Origin of the sequence: Streptomyces mutabilis (genome assembly GCF_014649815.1) — a bacterium.
GTDB lineage: Bacteria > Actinomycetota > Actinomycetes > Streptomycetales > Streptomycetaceae > Streptomyces > Streptomyces mutabilis.
In genome coordinates, this window is record NZ_BMTT01000007.1 from 15,801 (window position 1) to 33,359 (window position 17,559).

The 17,559-nt window shown below is 75.2% G+C and carries 17 protein-coding genes and 1 pseudogene; 9 read left to right on the top strand and 9 right to left on the bottom strand.

Going from position 1 to position 17,559, the window contains the following annotated elements:
* Positions 1 to 87: 87 nt before the first annotated feature.
* From IE142_RS36695 to IE142_RS16600, 7 genes and pseudogenes are all read right to left on the bottom strand, one after another.
* Positions 88 to 213: pseudogene (locus IE142_RS36695) on the bottom strand (esterase); the annotation flags it as partial.
* A gap of 292 nt (positions 214 to 505) precedes the next feature.
* Positions 506 to 1,906 (bottom strand): DUF6895 family protein, encoded by a 1,401-nt coding sequence (locus IE142_RS16575; RefSeq protein ID WP_191886505.1) that lies wholly within the window; start codon positions 1,904 to 1,906, stop codon positions 506 to 508.
* Positions 1,903 to 2,706 (bottom strand): ABC transporter permease, encoded by an 804-nt coding sequence (locus IE142_RS16580; protein WP_191886506.1) that lies wholly within the window; start codon positions 2,704 to 2,706, stop codon positions 1,903 to 1,905. Before IE142_RS16580 ends, IE142_RS16575 begins: the two co-directional genes overlap by 4 nt.
* The gene (locus IE142_RS16585; protein ID WP_229830560.1) at positions 2,703 to 3,698 is read right to left on the bottom strand and encodes an ABC transporter ATP-binding protein; all 996 of its coding nucleotides are present in this window, start codon (positions 3,696 to 3,698) and stop codon (positions 2,703 to 2,705) included. Before IE142_RS16585 ends, IE142_RS16580 begins: the two co-directional genes overlap by 4 nt.
* Positions 3,699 to 3,716: 18 nt before the next feature.
* Positions 3,717 to 5,069, bottom strand: a complete 1,353-nt coding sequence (locus IE142_RS16590; protein WP_191886507.1) for a lanthionine synthetase C family protein — start codon at positions 5,067 to 5,069, stop codon at positions 3,717 to 3,719.
* Positions 5,066 to 8,500, bottom strand: a complete 3,435-nt coding sequence (locus IE142_RS36705; RefSeq protein WP_229830563.1) for a lantibiotic dehydratase — start codon at positions 8,498 to 8,500, stop codon at positions 5,066 to 5,068. Before IE142_RS36705 ends, IE142_RS16590 begins: the two co-directional genes overlap by 4 nt.
* Before the next feature lie 129 nt (positions 8,501 to 8,629).
* On the bottom strand, positions 8,630 to 8,800 hold the full coding sequence (locus IE142_RS16600) for a gallidermin family lantibiotic (RefSeq protein ID WP_071528712.1): 171 nt from the start codon (positions 8,798 to 8,800) through the stop codon (positions 8,630 to 8,632).
* Positions 8,801 to 9,255: 455 nt separating this feature from the next.
* Between IE142_RS16600 and IE142_RS16605 the strand changes: the two genes are divergently transcribed.
* The 7 genes from IE142_RS16605 (at position 9,256) to IE142_RS36710 (ending at position 14,818) form a co-directional block, all read left to right on the top strand.
* Positions 9,256 to 9,813 (top strand): RNA polymerase sigma factor, encoded by a 558-nt coding sequence (locus IE142_RS16605; protein ID WP_043376914.1) that lies wholly within the window; start codon positions 9,256 to 9,258, stop codon positions 9,811 to 9,813.
* On the top strand, positions 9,810 to 10,763 hold the full coding sequence (locus tag IE142_RS16610; RefSeq protein ID WP_191886508.1) for an anti-sigma factor family protein: 954 nt from the start codon (positions 9,810 to 9,812) through the stop codon (positions 10,761 to 10,763). The genes IE142_RS16605 and IE142_RS16610 overlap by 4 nt, the downstream gene beginning before the upstream one ends.
* Before the next feature lie 173 nt (positions 10,764 to 10,936).
* On the top strand, positions 10,937 to 11,578 hold the full coding sequence (locus IE142_RS16615; RefSeq protein ID WP_191886509.1) for a hypothetical protein: 642 nt from the start codon (positions 10,937 to 10,939) through the stop codon (positions 11,576 to 11,578).
* A complete protein-coding gene (locus IE142_RS16620; RefSeq protein WP_191886510.1) occupies positions 11,578 to 12,372 on the top strand; it encodes a hypothetical protein in 795 nt (264 codons plus the stop codon). The genes IE142_RS16615 and IE142_RS16620 overlap by 1 nt, the downstream gene beginning before the upstream one ends.
* Positions 12,369 to 13,271, top strand: a complete 903-nt coding sequence (locus IE142_RS16625; protein WP_107477990.1) for an ATP-binding cassette domain-containing protein — start codon at positions 12,369 to 12,371, stop codon at positions 13,269 to 13,271. The genes IE142_RS16620 and IE142_RS16625 overlap by 4 nt, the downstream gene beginning before the upstream one ends.
* Before the next feature lie 11 nt (positions 13,272 to 13,282).
* Positions 13,283 to 13,726: a DUF2511 domain-containing protein gene (locus IE142_RS16630; RefSeq protein WP_191886511.1), complete on the top strand. Its 444-nt coding sequence runs from the start codon at positions 13,283 to 13,285 to the stop codon at positions 13,724 to 13,726.
* A 222-nt stretch (positions 13,727 to 13,948) separates the two neighbouring features.
* The gene (locus tag IE142_RS36710; protein ID WP_229830566.1) at positions 13,949 to 14,818 is read left to right on the top strand and encodes a helix-turn-helix domain-containing protein; all 870 of its coding nucleotides are present in this window, start codon (positions 13,949 to 13,951) and stop codon (positions 14,816 to 14,818) included.
* A 67-nt stretch (positions 14,819 to 14,885) separates the two neighbouring features.
* On the opposite strand, the gene IE142_RS16640 is transcribed toward IE142_RS36710, so the two are convergent.
* Complete coding sequence (locus tag IE142_RS16640; protein ID WP_191886686.1) at positions 14,886 to 15,629, bottom strand: ABC transporter ATP-binding protein; 744 nt, start codon at positions 15,627 to 15,629, stop codon at positions 14,886 to 14,888.
* An 8-nt stretch (positions 15,630 to 15,637) separates the two neighbouring features.
* Positions 15,638 to 16,444, bottom strand: a complete 807-nt coding sequence (locus IE142_RS16645) for a lantibiotic immunity ABC transporter MutE/EpiE family permease subunit (RefSeq protein ID WP_229830568.1) — start codon at positions 16,442 to 16,444, stop codon at positions 15,638 to 15,640.
* A 229-nt stretch (positions 16,445 to 16,673) separates the two neighbouring features.
* Here IE142_RS16645 and IE142_RS16650 point away from each other — a divergent pair, with 229 nt between their 5' ends.
* Both IE142_RS16650 and IE142_RS16655 read left to right on the top strand, forming a co-directional pair.
* Positions 16,674 to 16,997 carry a hypothetical protein gene (locus IE142_RS16650; RefSeq protein ID WP_043372011.1) on the top strand — a complete coding sequence of 108 codons (324 nt, stop codon included), beginning with the start codon at positions 16,674 to 16,676 and terminating at the stop codon, positions 16,995 to 16,997.
* Positions 16,998 to 17,103: 106 nt separating this feature from the next.
* Positions 17,104 to 17,337, top strand: coding sequence for an SPOR domain-containing protein (locus IE142_RS16655; RefSeq protein WP_107477988.1), 234 nt, complete (start codon positions 17,104 to 17,106; stop codon positions 17,335 to 17,337).
* The last annotated feature ends 222 nt before the right edge of the window (positions 17,338 to 17,559 follow it).

Below are 17,559 nucleotides of genomic sequence, written 5' to 3' on the forward strand. Positions count from 1 at the left end.
TGCTCTTTCGGGCGCCCCCGCTGCCGTTGTGGTGGTGCGGGGTGTTTGTGCCCACGCCTGGGCGCCGTTCGGGTCCCGTGAACAGCATGAATAGCCGCAGGCCATGCCGTGCTCCGGGTCGGCGAAGGCGAGTGAGCCGCCGCGGCCCGTGTGGCCGAACGAGTCCGGACCGAGCATTGGGTTGGTCTCGGTGGGCAACATGTGGCCGGTGCTGAGTGCCTTCCTGCGGGACAGCGGTCGACTCACCCCCGTACAGGCAGCCTTCCGAGCCGCTTATCACCTGCCGCGGGTGGGGAGGGGCGTCGCCGTGGGCACCAACGACCCCGCCCATCTGGGAGAGCTCGTGAGTTCCCTGGCCGGCGAGGTTGAGGAGGGGGCGGTCCAGGAGCACCGGAGGCTCTTGCGTGCCCACTCGCGTGGTCAGCCGGTCTGAAGCTGCTCGATGACCTCGCCGAACAGGCGGTCCGGTCTGCGTGTGGCTTCAGTACCGCTCCTCCATCAACGGTCAGTCGGTCCAGGCGGTCAGGAGGGCCGCCGCCTCGCGGGCCGGGGAGTGGGCGGTGGTGCCCAGGGAGTCGGCGGCCGTCAGCAGGTCGGCCAGGACGTGGGGGTCGCGGGCCTGGACGGCGAGGGTCAGCAGGGGAGCGAGCTGGTCGCGCCAGGCCGTGCGCAGTGTCGTCGGCGCGGTGGCGGCCTCCGCTGCCACCCGTCGCGCCCAGGTGCGGATCGCCGCCGGCTCCGCGCGCGGTGGCCGGGGGGTGCCGGTGGCGGGGCCGAGCGTGTCCGGCGGGCGGTGGCGGAGCGTGGCGGCGGCGAGGGCGGCGGCCGTGGTCGTGTGGTAGCAGGTGCCGAAGAGGTACGCGGCGGCCTTGTCGCCGGTCAGGGTGGCCAGGACCTCCGGGCGGTGGACCGGGCTGGGCACGGCGCCGTCGGGGCGGGCCGCGCGGGCCAGGGTGTGCCAGGCGGTTCGTTCGGCCGACGAGGTCTCCGGGCCCTCGGCCAGGGCCCGCGTGCACAGCAGCAGTTCGGCCAGCAGGTCCAGGCTGCCCCTCGCGAGGTGCACTCCCAGCAGGACGCGCACCGCCTCGCGCAGCCGGGCCCCGGCCCGGGGGCCGTCGCCGAGGTCGAGCCGGTGGCGGCCGAAGTCGGTCGCGTAGAACACGGCGTGCGTGAGGGCGTAGGTCTCGCTCTCGGTCAGTTGCAGGACGTCCGGGTCGAGCGCGGCGACGCTCTCCCGGAGCAGCGCCTCGACCGTGGGCAGCGGGGGCGGGGCGGTGAGGCCGCCGCGGTCCAGGAAGTAGCGCAGCTCCAGGCGGTTGAGCGCCGGCTTGTACGGGCGGAGGTGTCCGCCCGCGTCGGCGGCCAGCAGGGCCGCGCAGCGACCCCGCAGCGCGGGCTGCGGGCGGCCCAGGTGCTCCAGCAGCATGACGAGGTTCAGGTGGTACGGGAAGTAGGCGTCCCCGCGGCGCAGCGACCGTTCGAAAGCGGGGTCCGCGGCGGTCTCGGCGGCGAGGTCGAGGGCGCGGCCCGGCAGCGGGGCGTTCCTGGGCAGGACGCCTTCGCGGTCCAGGACGCGGAGCAGGCCGAGGAGTTCGAGCAGGGGGCCGGGGCGGAAGGGGCGTGGGGGCAGGTACTCCTCCCAGCGCCGGGGGCGGAACCACTCCAGGCCGGCCTCGATCCAGCGCAGCGCGCCCGCCAGTACCCGCTCCGGTGCCGCGTCGGCGACGGGCGCCGTGTCGCGGTCGGGCGGTGGTCCGTCCGCGTCGCGGGGCGTGCCGTCCGCCGTGCCGTCCGCGTCGTCCGTCACGGCGTGCGCCGGGAGCGGGGGCCACGACGGGCCGTCGGACGAGGGCGAGGGCGAGGGCGGGGGCGACGGCGGGGCCGAGGTCGCCGGAGTGGTGCTCACCGGCCGCTCCGCAGGCGCAGGACGGTCAGGACCGCCGCCAGGATGCCGCACAGCGCGCCCAGGTCCGCCCACCACGGCAGCAGCCCGGGGGTGCCCAGCAGCGTCTGGCGGGCCAGGTCGACGGCGTACGTCATGGGATTGACGTGCATGATCGCGGACAGCCAGCCCGGCGCGTCCTGTGCGCTGAACACCGAGCCGGACAGGAACAGCATGGGGAACATGGCCAGCTGGACGGTCGCCTGGAGGGTCTGCACCCGCTTGATGACCGTGGCCAGGCACAGGCCGATGACGCTGAACTCCACGGCGGCCAGCGCGTAGCAGCCCATCGCGGCGGCGAACCGGCCCGGCGTCAGCTGCACCCCCACCGTGGGCGAGAAGGCGAGCATCACCGCGCTCTGCACGGTCACCATGCCCGCGCCGGCGACGACCTTGCCCAGCGGCAGACAGATCCGCGGCACCGGGGCGACGAGCAGCTCGCGCAGCACGCCGAACTCGCGGTCCCAGGCGTACGTCTGCCCGGACGCGACGCCGATCGAGACGACCTGGATGGCGATGATGCCGGGGAACACGTAGGCGCTGAACGGGACTTCGCCGACCGAGTCGATCATGCCGTCGAAGCCGACCGCGTAGACCAGGACGAAGAAGAGGATCTGCACGCCCTGGCTGAACAGCACGCCGGGGCGCTTGAACTGGCGCAGCAGGTCGCGGTGGGCGATGACGCCGATGGCGCGCAGGGCGACCCGCAGCCGTCCGTCGGCCGCGGCGAGCGGCGGCGGGGCGCCGACGGTGGTCGCGGTCATGGTGCGCTCACCCTCTCCGGCCGGGGGCTCGGCCGTTGCGGGCCGGCCGCCGCCAGGTAGACGTCGTTCATGGACGGGTGGTGCACGGCGACGGTGAGGCCTTTGACGTCGAGGGCCCGCACCACGTCCGCGATGCGGGACTCCGGGTCGGCGCAGTGGACGGCGACGCCGCCCGGTTCGGCCAGCGGCTCGAAGCCCGCGGCGCGCAGCTGCCGGGCGGCGGCCTCGTCGTCGGTGCAGGAGACCACGATGCGGGAGGAGTCCAGGCTGCTCTTGAGCCGGGCCAGGCTGCCCTGTCGGACGACGCGGCCCTGCTGGAGGATGACGATCTCGTCGGCGTACTCGGCCTCGTCCATGTAGTGCGTCGAGTACAGGACGGTGACGCCCAGTTCGTCCCGCAGCCGCAGCAGGTCCCGCCACACCACCGCCCGCGCGGTGGGGTCCAGGCCGTTGGTGGGCTCGTCGAGGATGATCAGGCCGGGGCGGTGCAGCAGAGCGCGGGCGATCTCCACCCGGCGGGAGAGGCCGCCGGACAGTTCCTCGACCGGCCGGCGGCGGCGGTCGGTCAGCTCGAAGAGGTCCAGCAGCAGGTCGATGCGGGAGCGGGCGTCGGCCCGTTTCATGCCGAACAGCCGTGCGTGGAACCACAGGTTGCGCTCCACGGACAGTTCCTTGTCGAGGGTCCGCTCCTGGAAGACCAGCCCGAGGCGGCGGCGCGCGGCCATCGGGGCCTCGCGCACGTCGTGCCCGAAGATGCGGACGTCGCCCGAGTCCGGCCGCGACGCCGTGGACAACACGCCGAGCAGGGAGGACTTGCCTGCCCCGTTGGGGCCGAGGAGTGCGGTGACCCGGCCCGGCGGGGAGCTGACGGACACCCCGTCGACGGCCCGGACCTTGCCGTAGCGCACCACGAGGTCGGTCAGCTCGAAGGCCGGCGGCACGGCCCCGGGCAGGGGGATGACGGGTGCGGCTGGTGGTTCGGGTGACGGCACGGCAGTTCCCTCCACGGTTCAGGCCAGTCCGAGCGTGCGGTCCCACGGCAGCGGGGCGTCGTCGACCGGCAGGAGCGCGAGCGCCACACCCGCCGCGCCCTCCAGCATGCCCGCGGTGTCCACGGCCCGGTGCGGGTGCGGCGAGCGGGCGGCGGCCGGGAAGCGCATGAGGTGGCGAAAGCCGAACGGCGCCTGTTCGTCGGCCAGTTCCAGGACCCGGCCGGTCAGCCGTGCGACCCCGTCCCCGAGGTCGGTGTCGTCGGGGACGGCATGGGCGACGCGGGCCACGACGCGCAGCAGTCCGGCGTAGCCGTGGCAGACGGTGGCGCCCTCGACGGCCCACCGCGACTCGTCCCGCCGCAGCGCCGCCCGCAGCGCCTCGACGGCGGCCGTGCGCCACTCGGGGCGGTCCAGGACGGTCCCGGCGCGGAACAGGGCGGCGGCCACTCCGGGGGTGCCGTAGCACCAGGCGGTGCGGGTGAACAGGTGCCGCGGCCGGTCGGCGGCCACCTCGTCGGTGAAGCCGGCGCGGGCGGGCCAGTACGGTCCCGCCTCGTCGTGCAGCGTCCAGCCCAGCAGCCAGTCGGCGACGCGGTGCACGGCGTCCCGCATGCCCGGCACCTCGCGGCCCGCCGCGTACGCCGAGCAGAGCACCGCCAGGGTGCCGGTGATGCCGTGGGCCATGCCGAGGTTGAAGTCGCCGCGCGGATAGTCGGCCCGGTCGCGCTCGCTGAGCTGGAGCTCGGCCGGCACCCACCAGCCGGGCACCTCGTGGCCGTCGACCGTGACCGGCGCGGTGAGCCGGACGAGGTGGTGGAGGGACTCGGTCAGGGCGGACTCGACGCCGGGCCCGGCCTCCGCCGGGTCGGCCGCCGCGTCGAGCAGCAGCCGGGTCGTCCCCGACAGGCCGTTGATCAGGTCGTACGCGCCCCAGTCGACGCCGGGCCCGGTCCGGGAGCGGAAGACGGCCAGCCGCTCGGTCTGGTCCTTGGCGACCCAGGCGGCCAGCCGGTGGCGCAGCGAGGCGTAGTGCCCCTCGGGGCCGGCGCAGGTCTGCGCGGCGGCGAGCAGTGCGGCGGGGCCCGAGAACAGGCCCCGGCTGGGGGCCAAGTTCAGCGCCTGGCCGGCGGCGGCGAGATGGCGGTGCGCGGTGGCCCGCCGGCCCTCGTCGGCGCGGGCCAGCTCGCCGTGGAGCAGGGCGGTGCCGGGCAGGCCGTTGGAGAGGGTCAGCGGACCCCACATGACGGCGCCGTAGATCGGGTCGCGGTTGTCGTCGCGGGAGGCGACGGCGGCCACGTGCGCGGGGTCGGCGAGCCGTTCGGCGACGAGGGCGACGGCCTCCGCGGCGCGGGGGGCGGTGACGGCGTTCACGACTGGTGCCTCCGGCGGTTGAGGTGGTCCTGTACGGCGCCCCGGGCGATGCCGAGCACGGTCAGCTCGCGGGCGCCCTCGCCGCCGAAGAGGCGGTTGCAGACCATGTGCAGCAGGCTGCCGACCACCCGGCCCTCCGGCGTCGGCCCGGACCGCCGTACGGCGTCGGACAGTTCGGCCACCGCCCGGTCGCGGGCGTGCAGCGCGGCCAGGACCCCGGACCCGGCGGGGTCGGCGGCGAGGGCGGGCCAGCCGCCGTGGGGGTCGACGAGGCGGCGCCAGTGGGCCGCCCTGGTGCGGAAGGCGGCGGGCAGGTCGCGGCGGGCGCCGGTCATGGACAGCCAGGCCGCTGCAGCGTCGTCGCCGCAGTCCTCGGTGACCAGCGGATTGCCGGGCGAGGGCGGGCCGAAGGCGTGGGCCAGCGCGGCGCAGGAGATGACGGCCAGGTCGTCCGTCGCGAAGTCGTTCGCCGGGTCCCTGGCCACCCGCAGCAGCTCGACGGCGGCCTCGCTGTCGTGCTGGAAGACCCGTTCGGCGGCCGCCTGCGCCACGGGGCCGCCGTAGCGCTCGGTCTCCGGGTCGTACTGCGCGACGGTGTGGCCGCGCACCAGGCCCTCGCGCTGCCAGTGGTCCAGCAGCCCGCCGACGGCCGGGGCGACCTGCCCCCACAGCTGCTGGGGGCGGGCGGCGTGCAGGCGCAGCCGCAGGTGGTGGCCGGCCTCGTCGGTGTAGCGGATGAAGAACCAGCGGTCGGCGCCGTGTTCGGCGGCCAGGGAGACCAGGCCGGGGACGTGGTCGCGCAGCAGGTCGTCCTGGGTCCGCGCCGATCCGTGCACCTTGAGGTACAGCCACTCGCCGCCCAGGCCGTGCACCGTGCGGTCCGGCTGCGGGTGCCCGGCGTACGGCCGCCTGCGGGGCACGCCGTTCTCCCGGCGGGTCAGCGGGACGACCAGCTCGCCGGTGTGCCCGGCCAGGGTGCCGTCCAGCCAGCCCTCGTCCTCGCCGGGGATCTCCTGCGCGATGAGGTCGGGGTGGCGCAGTACCTGGTCGAACAGGAGGGCGCGGTGCCAGGCGTCGTCGAGGTCGAGCAGCAGCCGCTGGTCGGTGGTGACGGCGAGCACGTGCCGGGGGACGCCCCAGTCCGACCGCCAGTCGTCGACCGCGCGGTCCCAGTCGGTGCGGGGGAGGGCGTCGGGCTGGTCGGTGGGCGAGGGGGGCCGGCTCTCGGGGCGGTCGGCGGGTGCGGAGGACTGCCGGTCCTCGACGGTGTGGGTGGTCCGGGCGGCCGGGTCCGCCGCCGCGCGGGGCGCGCCGGGTGTGCGGTGCGTGGAGTCCTCCCGCGCACCGTCGGTGGTGCCCTGGCGGGGCCCGGGGCGGGGCCGGACGCCCGGCGTCCCCGCGGTGGGCCCGCCCTTCTCGCCTTCGGCGCGCAGGCGTTCGGCCCGGGTGCGCAGGACGTCCAGCCGCCAGACGGCGCAGGCCAGGACGAAACGGCCGTACCGGATGCGGGGGACGAACGGCGCGTCGGCGAGCGGACCCCAGTTCCAGGGCTCCCACAGGCGCTGCCCTTCCAGGCCGATCTCCCACAGCAGCCGGGCCGCGTTGGGTGCCTGCGCGGGCGCGCTGACCATGTTGCCGAGCACGGGCACGATCTCCCGCCCGGTCGGCAGGTGGACGGCGGTCAGCCGGTCCAGGGTGGCGCCGACGCCGATGTCGGACAGGCGCAGTTCCTCGACACCGCCGCCGGGGACGTCGGGAACGCCGACGCCGATGCGCCGGCCGGTGGCCGGAACGGTGTGGGCGAGGTTGGCGGCCCGGCCCGAGCGGGTGCGGAAGGCGAGGTCGACGGGGACCGCGTCCTGTACGTGCACGGGGCTGTCGCGGTGCAGTGCGGCGAACGCGGGCCCCCAGGCGGGGTGCTGGTCGGCGAACCGGGCGAAGGTGGCCCCGGCCCGGTGCGAGCCCGGCGACGGCGACAGGTAGACCCGGAACTCGCCGTCGTCCAGCGCCTCCACCGAGGGCGCGACCACCTGCACCGTCACCTCGGCGGAGCCCTGGAGGTCGGCGGGGTCGGCGGTGTCGTGGCACAGCTCGGCCACCTCGTCGTCGCCGAGGAGCACCTCCCGGGCACCGGTCCGCTGCGCGGCGGCGACCAGCCGGGCCATGGCCCGGTCCCGGCGGGTGGTGCGGGGGTCCTCGGGCGGCAGCGGCGGGGCCTCGCTGTTCGGCCAGCCGTAGCCGGCGGGGGCGCCCAGGCCGGTCGACTCGTCCAGCAGGTCGAGGACCGGCACCAGCCGGTCGGCGCCGTACACGTCGAGGAAGCGGCGGTGGTAGTCCCGCAGCGCGAAGAGCCCCAGCTTCGGCCGGGACAGCCGCCACATCACGCCCATGGCCCGCTCGACGGTCCCGCGCACCGCGTACGGCAGGTGCAGCCCGGTGTCGAGGCGGGTGTCGATGTGCAGTGGCGTGTCGTCGGGCTCCACCGACCGGGCGAGCCGCAGCAGCCGCTCCAGTTCCGCGCGGCCCCGGCCCACCGGCCGGTCGTCGTACGCCCGCCTGGCGTCGTCGATCTCGCGCAGCGCCTCGTGGACGCGGCGGGTCTCGGGCGTCGGGTCGGTGACCGCCGCCAGCAGCCCGAGCACGTGGGCGAGCGGGTCGCCGCCGTCCAGCGGCGGGCGCAGCCCCGTCAGGAGCAGTTCTTGGCGCACCAGCTCGGCGAGCAGTGCCTCGATCCGGTCCAGGGGCGCGCCGGGGAACGCCTCCGCGGTGCGCCGGACCAGTTCCCGGTACGGCAGCGGCGCCGCCGACTCGGCGAGGGCGCGGGCGACGACGGGCGTGCGGCGCACGGAGACGGTGGCGCGGGCCTCGCCGCCCTCGGTGAGGCGGACGCCCTGCGTGGAGGAGGCGGTGAGGACCACACGGTCCCCGCGCACGGTCAGCGCCTGGTGCGCCTGGACGGTGAGTACGGACAGCACCGCGGGGTCGCTTTCGAGGCGGTGGCCGAGCCTGGTCAGCCACTGCATGTCGACGTGGGTGCGGGTGCGGTGGCCCGGGCCGCGCTCCAGCTTGGCGGTGGAGTCGAAGTGGCCGGTCGACACGCCCGCGAACAGGCCGAAAGGTGTCGGGCGGGTGCGCCTGCGGATGTCGTAGCGCAGCACGGCGAGTGCCGCGCGGCGCAGCTGCCCCGCCTTGATGCCCGCGGCGCCGCGCTCGGCGACCCGGCGGACCAGGGCGCTGAGACTGGGGGAGGCGAGGTCGAGCGCCTCGGCGAGCAGCGGGTCGGCGGGGACGGAGGCGAGCAACTCGGCGCAGGCGCCGAGGTCGTGCGGTCCGGCGGCGGGCAGCGGCAGCGCGGGTGATCCGCCCAGCGGCGCCCGGTACAGGAAGACGTCGTCCGCCTCGAAAGGTGTCCTGGGCGGCGCTGCCCCCATGGCTGTCCCCCTGCTCGTCACTCGTCCGGTCCTGCCGGTGTCCTGTGTCGTGTGCCGCGGTGTGTTCGGCCCCGTGGGGCCGGCGGGCGGCCCACCGGCCCCACGGGTGTGCGTGAACCGTTGCCGTCGTCAGCAGCAGTGGCTGCAGCCGGAGCCGCCGCCCTCGCTGGTGCAGCCCGGGGTGCACCAGGACACGCTGGTGATGGCCGGGCCGGCCACGGACTTCTCGACGCCGATCTCGAGGTCGAGGTCGAAGAGGTTCGCGTCGTTCTGTCCCGTGGTGGGGGCGTGAATTCCCATACTGACTCCTTCGTACAGGCCGAATGGATGTTCGTCGGGTCGCGATCCGTCGAACACGCAACCACGGGCCTCGGTGACGGCTCAACGGCTTCGGATCGGGCTGGCAGTACGTGGCAGTCCGATGGCAGGCGAGACACCACCACCCGGTGTCGAGGCCGTGCACCGCCGCCGCACCGCCGGCCCGCACGCCGGCGCCGTGTTGCGCCGTGCCGTGCCGGCACTCCCGGGGGGCGGGTCCCGGCCGATTCGTGCCGGCGCGGGCGGCGAGGGGGGTCCGGCGTCCCTGCCACCCTGTCCGCCCCGCTCCCGAGGGCTGCCCTCCGGTTTCTCCGGTTCCGCCCCGAACGTTGCTGCCCCGGAGCGCGGGGCGGGCCGGGCGGAGGATTCCGGCCAAATCCGGGTGGCACCGGCGGTTGGGCGTGAACCGGGCGGGCGGCGTCGGATACGTACCTACCGTGTGTTCGGACGAGGTTCTGCTCAGCGCCGTCGCCCGTGGCGACCAGGCCGCCCTGCGTGCCCTTTACGAGAGGCACGCCGCCGCCATGCTCCGCCTCATCCGCAGACTCACCTCGGACCGGTCGGTCGCGGAGGAGATCCTCCAGGAGACGTGGCTGGCCGTGTGGCGCTCGGCGGCCGGATTCCGCGGCGAGTCCTCCGTACGGGGCTGGCTCCTGGGCGTGGCCCGGCGGCAGGCCCACAACCACCTGCGCAAGTCGCGGCCGCAGCTCGCCGACCTCGCCGAGGCGCAGGACGTGCCCGACCCCGCGCCGAGCGTGGAGGACCAGGTCGTGCGGGAGGCCGAGCGCGCCGAGCTGCTGGCCGCCGTGCGCTCCCTCCCCGGCCATCTGCGCGAGGTCCTCGCCCTGGTCCTGGTCGAGGACCTGGCCTACCCGGAGGTGGCCACCGTGCTCGCCATCCCGGTGGGCACCGTCAAGAGCCGGATGTCCCACGCGCGCAAGCGGCTGTCGGGGATGCTCGCCGCCAGGCGGCTGGAAGGAACGGGACGACGATGACAGAACACCTCGCGGACGACGTCCTCGCCCGCCTGGCGCAGACCGCGTCCCGGGACCGGCGTGACGGCCGCCACCTCGACGCCTGCCCCGACTGCCGGGTCCGCCTGGCCGCCTGGCGGGACATCGGCACCGCCCTGCGCACGGAGGAGGCCGGGCCGGCGCATGCCCCGCCGCCCTTCGACGCGCTGCTCGGGCCCGTGCTGGCGCCGCGGTCCGCCACCGCGCCGGCCGACGCGGCGCGTCCGGGCGCGGCCCGTGAAGCGGGCGGACTGCGCGCCCTCGTCGGCCGGCTGGGTGCCGGTGCCCGGTCCGGGGGGCCCGAGCGGTCGTTGCGGACCGCCTGGCAACTCGTCGGGCGGCAGGCCGCGTTGATGCCGAAGGCGTGGGCTCCGCTGAGCGCCGGCGGGTTCGTCGGAGCCGCCCTGCTCGCCTCGGCGCAGGAGGCGGACCGCTTCGCCCTCCGGCTGTTCGGCGCCGTGGTGGTGCTGCTGGTGACGTTCGGTGCGCTGGCGGCGGCCCTGCCCCGGCGCGACCCCCGCCAGGAACTGCTCTTCACCCTTCCGGTGTCGCCCGCGGCGGTCTTCCTCGCGCGACTGACGGTGGTGCTCAGCGCCGACCTGGCGATGGCGATGGCCTGTTCGGCGCTCGTGGACGGACCCGGCTGGTGGCCGGTGGTGTCGAGCTGGCTCGGGCAGTCCCTGCTGGCCGCGTCCCTCGCGCTGGCCCTGGCGGTCAGACTGGGCCCCGCGCCGGGTGCCGCGGCGGGCGGCGCGGTGTGGCTGCTGGGCGTGACGAGCGGTCCGCAGGGCCTGTTCAGCACCCCGGTGGGCGCGATGGTGGACACGCTGCTGTCGACGACGCCCTGGACCGTCGCCCTGTCGGCGGTGCTGCTCGCCTGGGCCGCCGGCGCCATGCGTGCGTACGCACTGCCGGAACCGGCCGAACGATGACGGCGCGAACCGCCGGCGCCCCGGCCGCTACGTACTGGGTGTACCGCCGCTCCCGGCCGGCAATCCCCCGGTCGGCCGGAGCGGCGGTACATCCGCGCCGCACCCGGCGCGGGCGGCGCCCCGAGGGACGGGAGCGCGGCAAGCCACGGGGAAGCACGGGAGGAGCCGGGCAGATGACGGTCGCCACTTGGTGGACGTACGAGGTGCGCCGCTGCGGACATCAGGCCGTCACCCTTCCGGTGCTGGCCGCCGTTCTCGGATACGTGGGTGTGGCCGCCGGCTCCGAGGACGGCACCCTGCTCGGCCGCACCCTGCTGACCAGCGTGCTGCCCGCCGCCACGGCGCTGGTCTGCGCGGCGGTGGTGGCCCGCGAGCCGATGCCGGAACTCCACCTGTCGCTGCCCACCCCCTACCCGCGCACCGTCGCCCGCCGGCTCGCCTGGGTCGCCGCCGTCGCCGCGGTCACCGCCCTCGCGCTGGTGGCGCTGCTGACGGCGACCGGGGAACCACTGGAACCGGGTGCCGCCCTGCTGGAGCTGGCAGGGCTGGGCGTACTGCTGGGCGGGGCCGCGGTGTGGGCGACGGTACGGTCCGGGGCGACGGCGCCCGCCGGCGGACTGGTCGCCGCCGGCGTCCTGGCCAAGGTGCTCCTCGTCGACCCGGTCGTTCCCGAGGGAGCCGGCCGGGCGCTGCCCGCGCTGCTGGCCGGCGGCTGGCTGACCGTCCGCGCCCTGCGCTCCCTGGGCCCCGGCGGCCCTGCGGGCGTACGGCTCGGCCGGGGCGGCGGAATGTACCCCGGCCCGGGGGAGGCGTGATGACCGCGCTGCTGTGGACCGTGCGGTACGAGGCGCTGAGGGCGGCCCGCCGCAAGGTCGTCTGGGGCACGGTGCTCCCCCTGGCCCTGCTGAGCCTGCTGCTCGCCGCGACCTCGCCCGTGGTCACCGGGCACGACGACCCGGCGGCACGGGTCGGCGCCGCCGCGGTGCTCGTCAACACCTTCTGCACCCTCGGGATCGGGCTCGCCCTCACCGACCGGCTGCGCCGCGCCCGCGAGGAGCACGGCATGCCGGAACTGCTGGCCGCCACGCCGACCGGCCCGCTGTCCCGCGCCGCCGGCGGCCTCGCCGGGCCGCTCCTGACCGCGCTCACCCCGGTCGCCGCCCTGCTGCTGCTCCACGCGGCCGTGCTGTCCGTGACCGGCGCCTCCCCGGCGCCCCTGGGCTCGGCGGCGGCTGCCCTGCTGACGGTGATCCTCCCCGCCACGGTGCTGGTCACGGCGTTCGGCGGGCTGCTGGGCGTCCTACTGCCGGTGGCAGCCGCCCGTGCCGTCGTGGTCGTGGCGTGGCTGTGGGCCTGTCACTTCCCGCCGGCGTTCTCGCCCGTCCCCACCCCGACCGGCACGGTCCTGTCGCCCCTCGGCGGCTACCCGCTGGTCGCCTGGGCGCACGCCCCGCAGGTGTGGGCGGCCCGGGAGGGCACCGGCGCGCTGCGTCCCGCGGCCGACGACGCCACCGCGCTGCTCAACCTCACCTGCGTCCTCACGACGGCCTTGGTCTGCCACGCGCTCGCCCGGCTCGTCGGCACGATCAGACGACACGGAGCATCATGAACATCACCACGGAGCGACTGACGAAGGACCACCCCGGCGGCCGGCGCGCACTGGACGGTGTGGACCTGCACATCGAGAGCGGCACCGTCGGACTGCTGGGCGCCAACGGCGCGGGCAAGACCACGCTGCTGCGGCTCGTCACCGGAGTGCTGCGCCCCACGTCCGGCAGGATCGTCGTCGGCGGGCACGACCTGGCGACCACCGCGGGCCTCACCGCCGTCAAACGCGGCCTCGGCTACCTGCCGCAAGAACTCTCCCTCTACCCGGACCTGACGGTGCGCGAGTTCCTCGACTACATAGGCGTACTGAAGGGCATCCACGACAAGCGCGACCGCCGCCGGCAGGTCGAGGCACGGATCGCCGAGGTCGGCCTGGAGGAACGGGCGGGGGACCGGCTGGCCGGCTTCTCCGGCGGCATGAAACGCCGGGTCGGCATCGCTCAGGCGCTGCTGGGCGACCCGTCACTGCTGATCGTCGACGAGCCCACCGCCGGCCTCGACCCGCACGAGCGGATGCGGTTCCGCACCCTGCTCGCCGGGCTCGGCCGGGGCCGCACCGTCCTGCTGTCCACCCACATCCTCGACGACGTCGCCCAGACCTGCCCCGAGGTCGCGGTCCTCTCCGCGGGCCGCCTGGTCTTCCACGACGCCACCGCCGCCCTGGTCAGCGAGGCCGCGGGCTGCACCTACGTGTACGGTCCGGCCGGCGCCGTCGGCGGACCGCCGCCCGGCGCCGAGGTGGTCAGCGCGGTGGCCACCGCCGAGGGCGCCCAGTACCGCATCGTCACGACCACCCCGCCCGCCGGCTCCCGGCCGGTCGAACCGTCCCTGGAGGACGGGTACGCCGCCCTGCTCGGCGCCCACCGTGCGGGACACCGCGCGGGCACCACCGGAAAGTGAGGTACCGGCACATGACCACCACCGTCCACGTCCGCCGCGCCGCCGACGAGCGCCCCGCACCGCACCGCCGGCGAACCGCGCCGGGCGTCCTGGCCGGCCTCGCCGGTCTGTCCCTGCTCGTGCTGACCGCCTGCGGGGGAAGCGGCCGCACCGACCCCGACACCACCGACCCGGTGCCGCTGCCCAGCCCCACCAGTACCGCGCAGCAGATGAGCGAGAAGAACCTCGGCTACACCTGGCCGTTGACGGTCGACCACGGCACCGCCGAGTGCCGCGAGGGCGACCAGGCCGTGTTCACCGTCCCCGACGGCACCACCTACGCGCTCAACGGACGTGCCCGGGAGGCCGGTTACCGGGACATCGGGCCGGTGCGCGCGACCGGCGACGGGGGCGACAAGGTGAGCCTCGGCCCGCTGCTCAGCCGCACGATGGGTCTCTGCCGGGTCCCTGGGTAGCCCAACAGGGTCCGCGCGTCAGCGGGTTGACCGCCGGTGACGCCCGGGAGCCGAGGAGTCGAGGGGCCCGAAGAAGCCGAGGAGGCCGAAGAAGCCGAGGGGGCCGAAGAGGGAAGCCGAAGAAGCCGAACGAGCCGAAGAACCGAAGAACCGAAGAAGCCGACACCCAGAAAGTCAGGACACCGCAACCAAGCAAGAACGATCAACTCGGGGGAAACCGCTGTGCAACCGCAGGATCACGACCACGACCAGCGTGACCAGCAGAACCGTCCCATACTCCACAGCCGCCACGCCGCGGACACCACGACCGGGCCCGACGTCCTGGTCCACTCCGGCCTCGGCGACTACTTCACCACGCCGTACGCCCCGCTCTGCCGGCTCCGCTCAGGCCTGCGCCGCGTGGAGTTCGTCGACGACGAGGACCTCACCGCACCCGGCCGCCCGCTCGACCTGCCCGTGCTGGTGCCGGTGATCAGCGAACCCCAGGCCGACAGCCTGCGGGCCGTCCGGGCCCGGCACCCGATGTCCCTGCTCGTCGCCGTCACCCACGACATCTCTGGGCTGCGGACCTATTACGGGATCCGGGCCGGCGCCGACTTCGTCCTCAACCTCGCCATACCCGGTGACGCCCAGACCGACCTGCTGCGCGCGCACATCCGGGCCCACCGCATGACCACGCCGGCCCGCTCCGGCCCGGCCGCCGACCCCGCCGTGGCCCGGCTCCGCGCCATACCGGTCGGCCACGTCCGGGACCAGGGCCACGGTCGGGAGGGGGGCCGCGAGCAGGACCAGGGCCGGGGCCACGGCGTCAGGTACGGCACCGACGACCGGCGCGCGGACCAGGCCCTGCGCGGCTCGCCCGAACCGCCCCCGGCGCCCGCCCCGCACGAGTACGACAGGGAGCTGGTGCGGCTGCTCTGCACGGCCATGACCGTGACCGAGATCGCCCGCCACTACTACTGCTCGGAACGGTCCATGTACCGCCGCATCCGCAAGCTGTACGACGCGCTGGGCGTCGGCAGCCGGGCCGAGCTGATGTCGGCCGCCGGCCGGCTCGGCCTGCACCGGCAGTGCCGCGACCGCGTCGGCTGAGCGCGCGCCACCCGCCCACCGTCCGCCGACGGCCCGGACGTCTCCGGTGCCGTCGGCGGACGGCCGGTCAGCCGACGCCGGCATCGGCGGTCTCCAGCAGCCGGAAGAACCCGGCCTCCACGTCACCGTCCAGGGCCAGCCCGACCAGCGAACCCTCGTACCGGGTGCGGCCGGCCACCAGCACCTGCACCCGGTCGCACACCTGGGTGACCTCGGCGAGCTGGTGGCTGGCGATCAGCACCGCCGCCCCCTCGGCGGCGAGCGAGCGGATGATGCCGCGCATCTCGCGGATGCCGACGGGGTCGAGGCCGTTGGTGGGCTCGTCGAGCACGATCAGCCGGGGCCGGGCCAGCAGGGCCACGGCGATGCCCAGCCGCCAGCGCATGCCCAGCGAGTACTCCTTGACCCTGCGCCCCCGCGACTCGGTCATCGACACCAGCCGCAGCGCCGGTTCGATCCACTCCTCGGGCACCCCGCGCAGCCTCGCGTGCACCCGCATCGTCTCGTCGCCGGTCAGCGTCGGCCACAGGCCGGGCACCTCGATCAGTGCCCCGACCTGGGCCAGCGACTCCCGCCCGACCGGCCGACCGAGGATCTCGATGGCGCCCGACGTCGGCCGCTGCAGGCCCAGCAGCGCCTTCATCAGCGTCGTCTTGCCCGCGCCGTTCGGCCCCAGCAGCCCGTAGACCTCGCCGGCGCCGACCGTGAGGTCCACGCCGGACAGGGCGCGGTGGGAGCCGTAGTGCTTGTGCAGCTGGCGGATGACGAGCGCCGGCGTCGCCGGGGCGCCCGGGCTGTGCGGTGTCGGCATGCTCACGGTCAGATCTCCTTGCGGCTCATGTGCAGGCTGCCGGCGACCAGCAGGAGGGCGGTCAGCACGGCGGCCAGGGCCACCGCGAGCGGGATGGCCGACATCTCGGTCACCGGACTGTCGTCGGGCAGCGGCACCCCGTTGGGCCCGATCCCGGCCAGCGGCAGCACCACTCGCATCGGCCAGGAGAACGGCACCGCGTACCAGAAGGACTTGTCCGAGACGAGCGCACCGCACAGCAGCCCCGCGACGCCCACCCCGATGCCGGGGCCCATGCCCCACACCAGGACGACCAGCACGGCCAGCGCGGTCATGGACAGCCCCACCAGCCACGGCAGGTACACCGCCGCCGCGACGGTGCCCATCGCCTCCGGGAACTTCCCGCTGATCGCCGCCCCCAGGGAGAGCATGACCAGCAGCACCGTGGAGGAGACGAGGCCCAGCACGCCCAGCATGGCCACCTTGCCGACGAAGTAGCGCCACCGGGGCACCCCGTAGGACAGCAGCAGCCGCCAGGCGTCCTGGTCGGCGCGGACCGACAGCGCCGCGGCCAGACCCGCGGTCATCGGGACCAGCACGCCCCAGAACTCCAGCGTCACGTTCCGGAACACCTCGAAGGTCTGCCCGGCCTTCGCCTCGGAGGAGCCGAGGGAGCCCAGGAACAGCGGAACGGTGATGATCACGGGGGCGAGCAGGTGGTACCACGGCAGAAACCCCCGCTTGTTGCGGGCGAGTTCGGTGCCCACCACGGTCACCAGCGAGGGGTTGTCGCGTTTCCCCGGCGCGGGAGGGGGCTGGACGGCCGTCTCGTGCACGATGAGTTCTCCTGCCTGGCCACTGTCGGTGACGCCATGGACGACGAGTACGTACGGGTACGTAGCGGCGGCGGGAGGACCGGTTCACCGCCGGCGCGGTGGCAGTCGGCGGACAGCTGCCCGATGGTGTCAGCCGCCTGCCAATCGACCCGGCGGACGGGGACAGGCGCCGGGGCCGGATGTGAGGCTCGTGGACGTTCCGGTTCCACTGCTGTCAAGGAGGGCCACGATGAAGAAGACGAAGCCGGGCACGCTGCGCCGCACGCTCGCCGTCGGCGCCATGACCATCGCGCTCGGCGGCCTCGTCGCGCCGGTCGCGTCGGCCGGCACCGCGTCCGCCGCGCCCCCCGCGGCCGAGGTGGGCGTCCTGAAGACCTGGCACGCCACCGTGCAGTGCCAGATCGTCCGCATCAGCGACAACAACGTCGTCGGGTACGACCGGGCGGACGGCTCCGGCAACTCCAAGGACGCGGCCATCAAGGACGCCAAGCGCAACGTGCCCGTCCCGTCGGGGCACTACAAGCGCCACTGCGACGCGAAGCGTGTCTGGTAGAACGGAGAAGAGGCCGCACGCAGGCCCCACGGAAGTTGTGGGGAGGAAGGGGGGAGACGCGTCTCCCCCCTTCCTCCCGTCCCTCCCCGAACAGGAGCGAGTGCCCGTGTCCGAAGAGCGAGGCGTCTACGAGCTGCGGCTGGGCCTGTACGCGAGTCAGGAGGAGGCGGAGAAGATCAAGGAACGCGTCGCCGCCCTCCTGTGCCCGGATCCCGACCACGCGCCGCCGTGCCCGGTGCCCTGGTCGATGCTCCTGCTGAGCGAGGACCACCTGGACGAACCCGACGCTTACGCCGAGCTGGTCGAGCAGGCGAAGATCGAGGGTCGTCCCCGGTCGTAGCCGTAGCCGTACCGGTAGCCGAATCCGCCCGTGCCGCAGCCCCGTCCGCGGCCGGGCGGATTCTGTGTTCCTCGACGCGTGCCCGGTCCGTGCGTGCCCGGTCCGTGCGTGGGCGGCCGTGATCGCGGTGCGTTGACAGCCGGCGGCGGCGTGCGTGTAATGAGGGTGGTGCCGCGTGGCGCCGGTCAAAGAGCGGTGGGCCGGCCGGCGATCGGGCGAGCA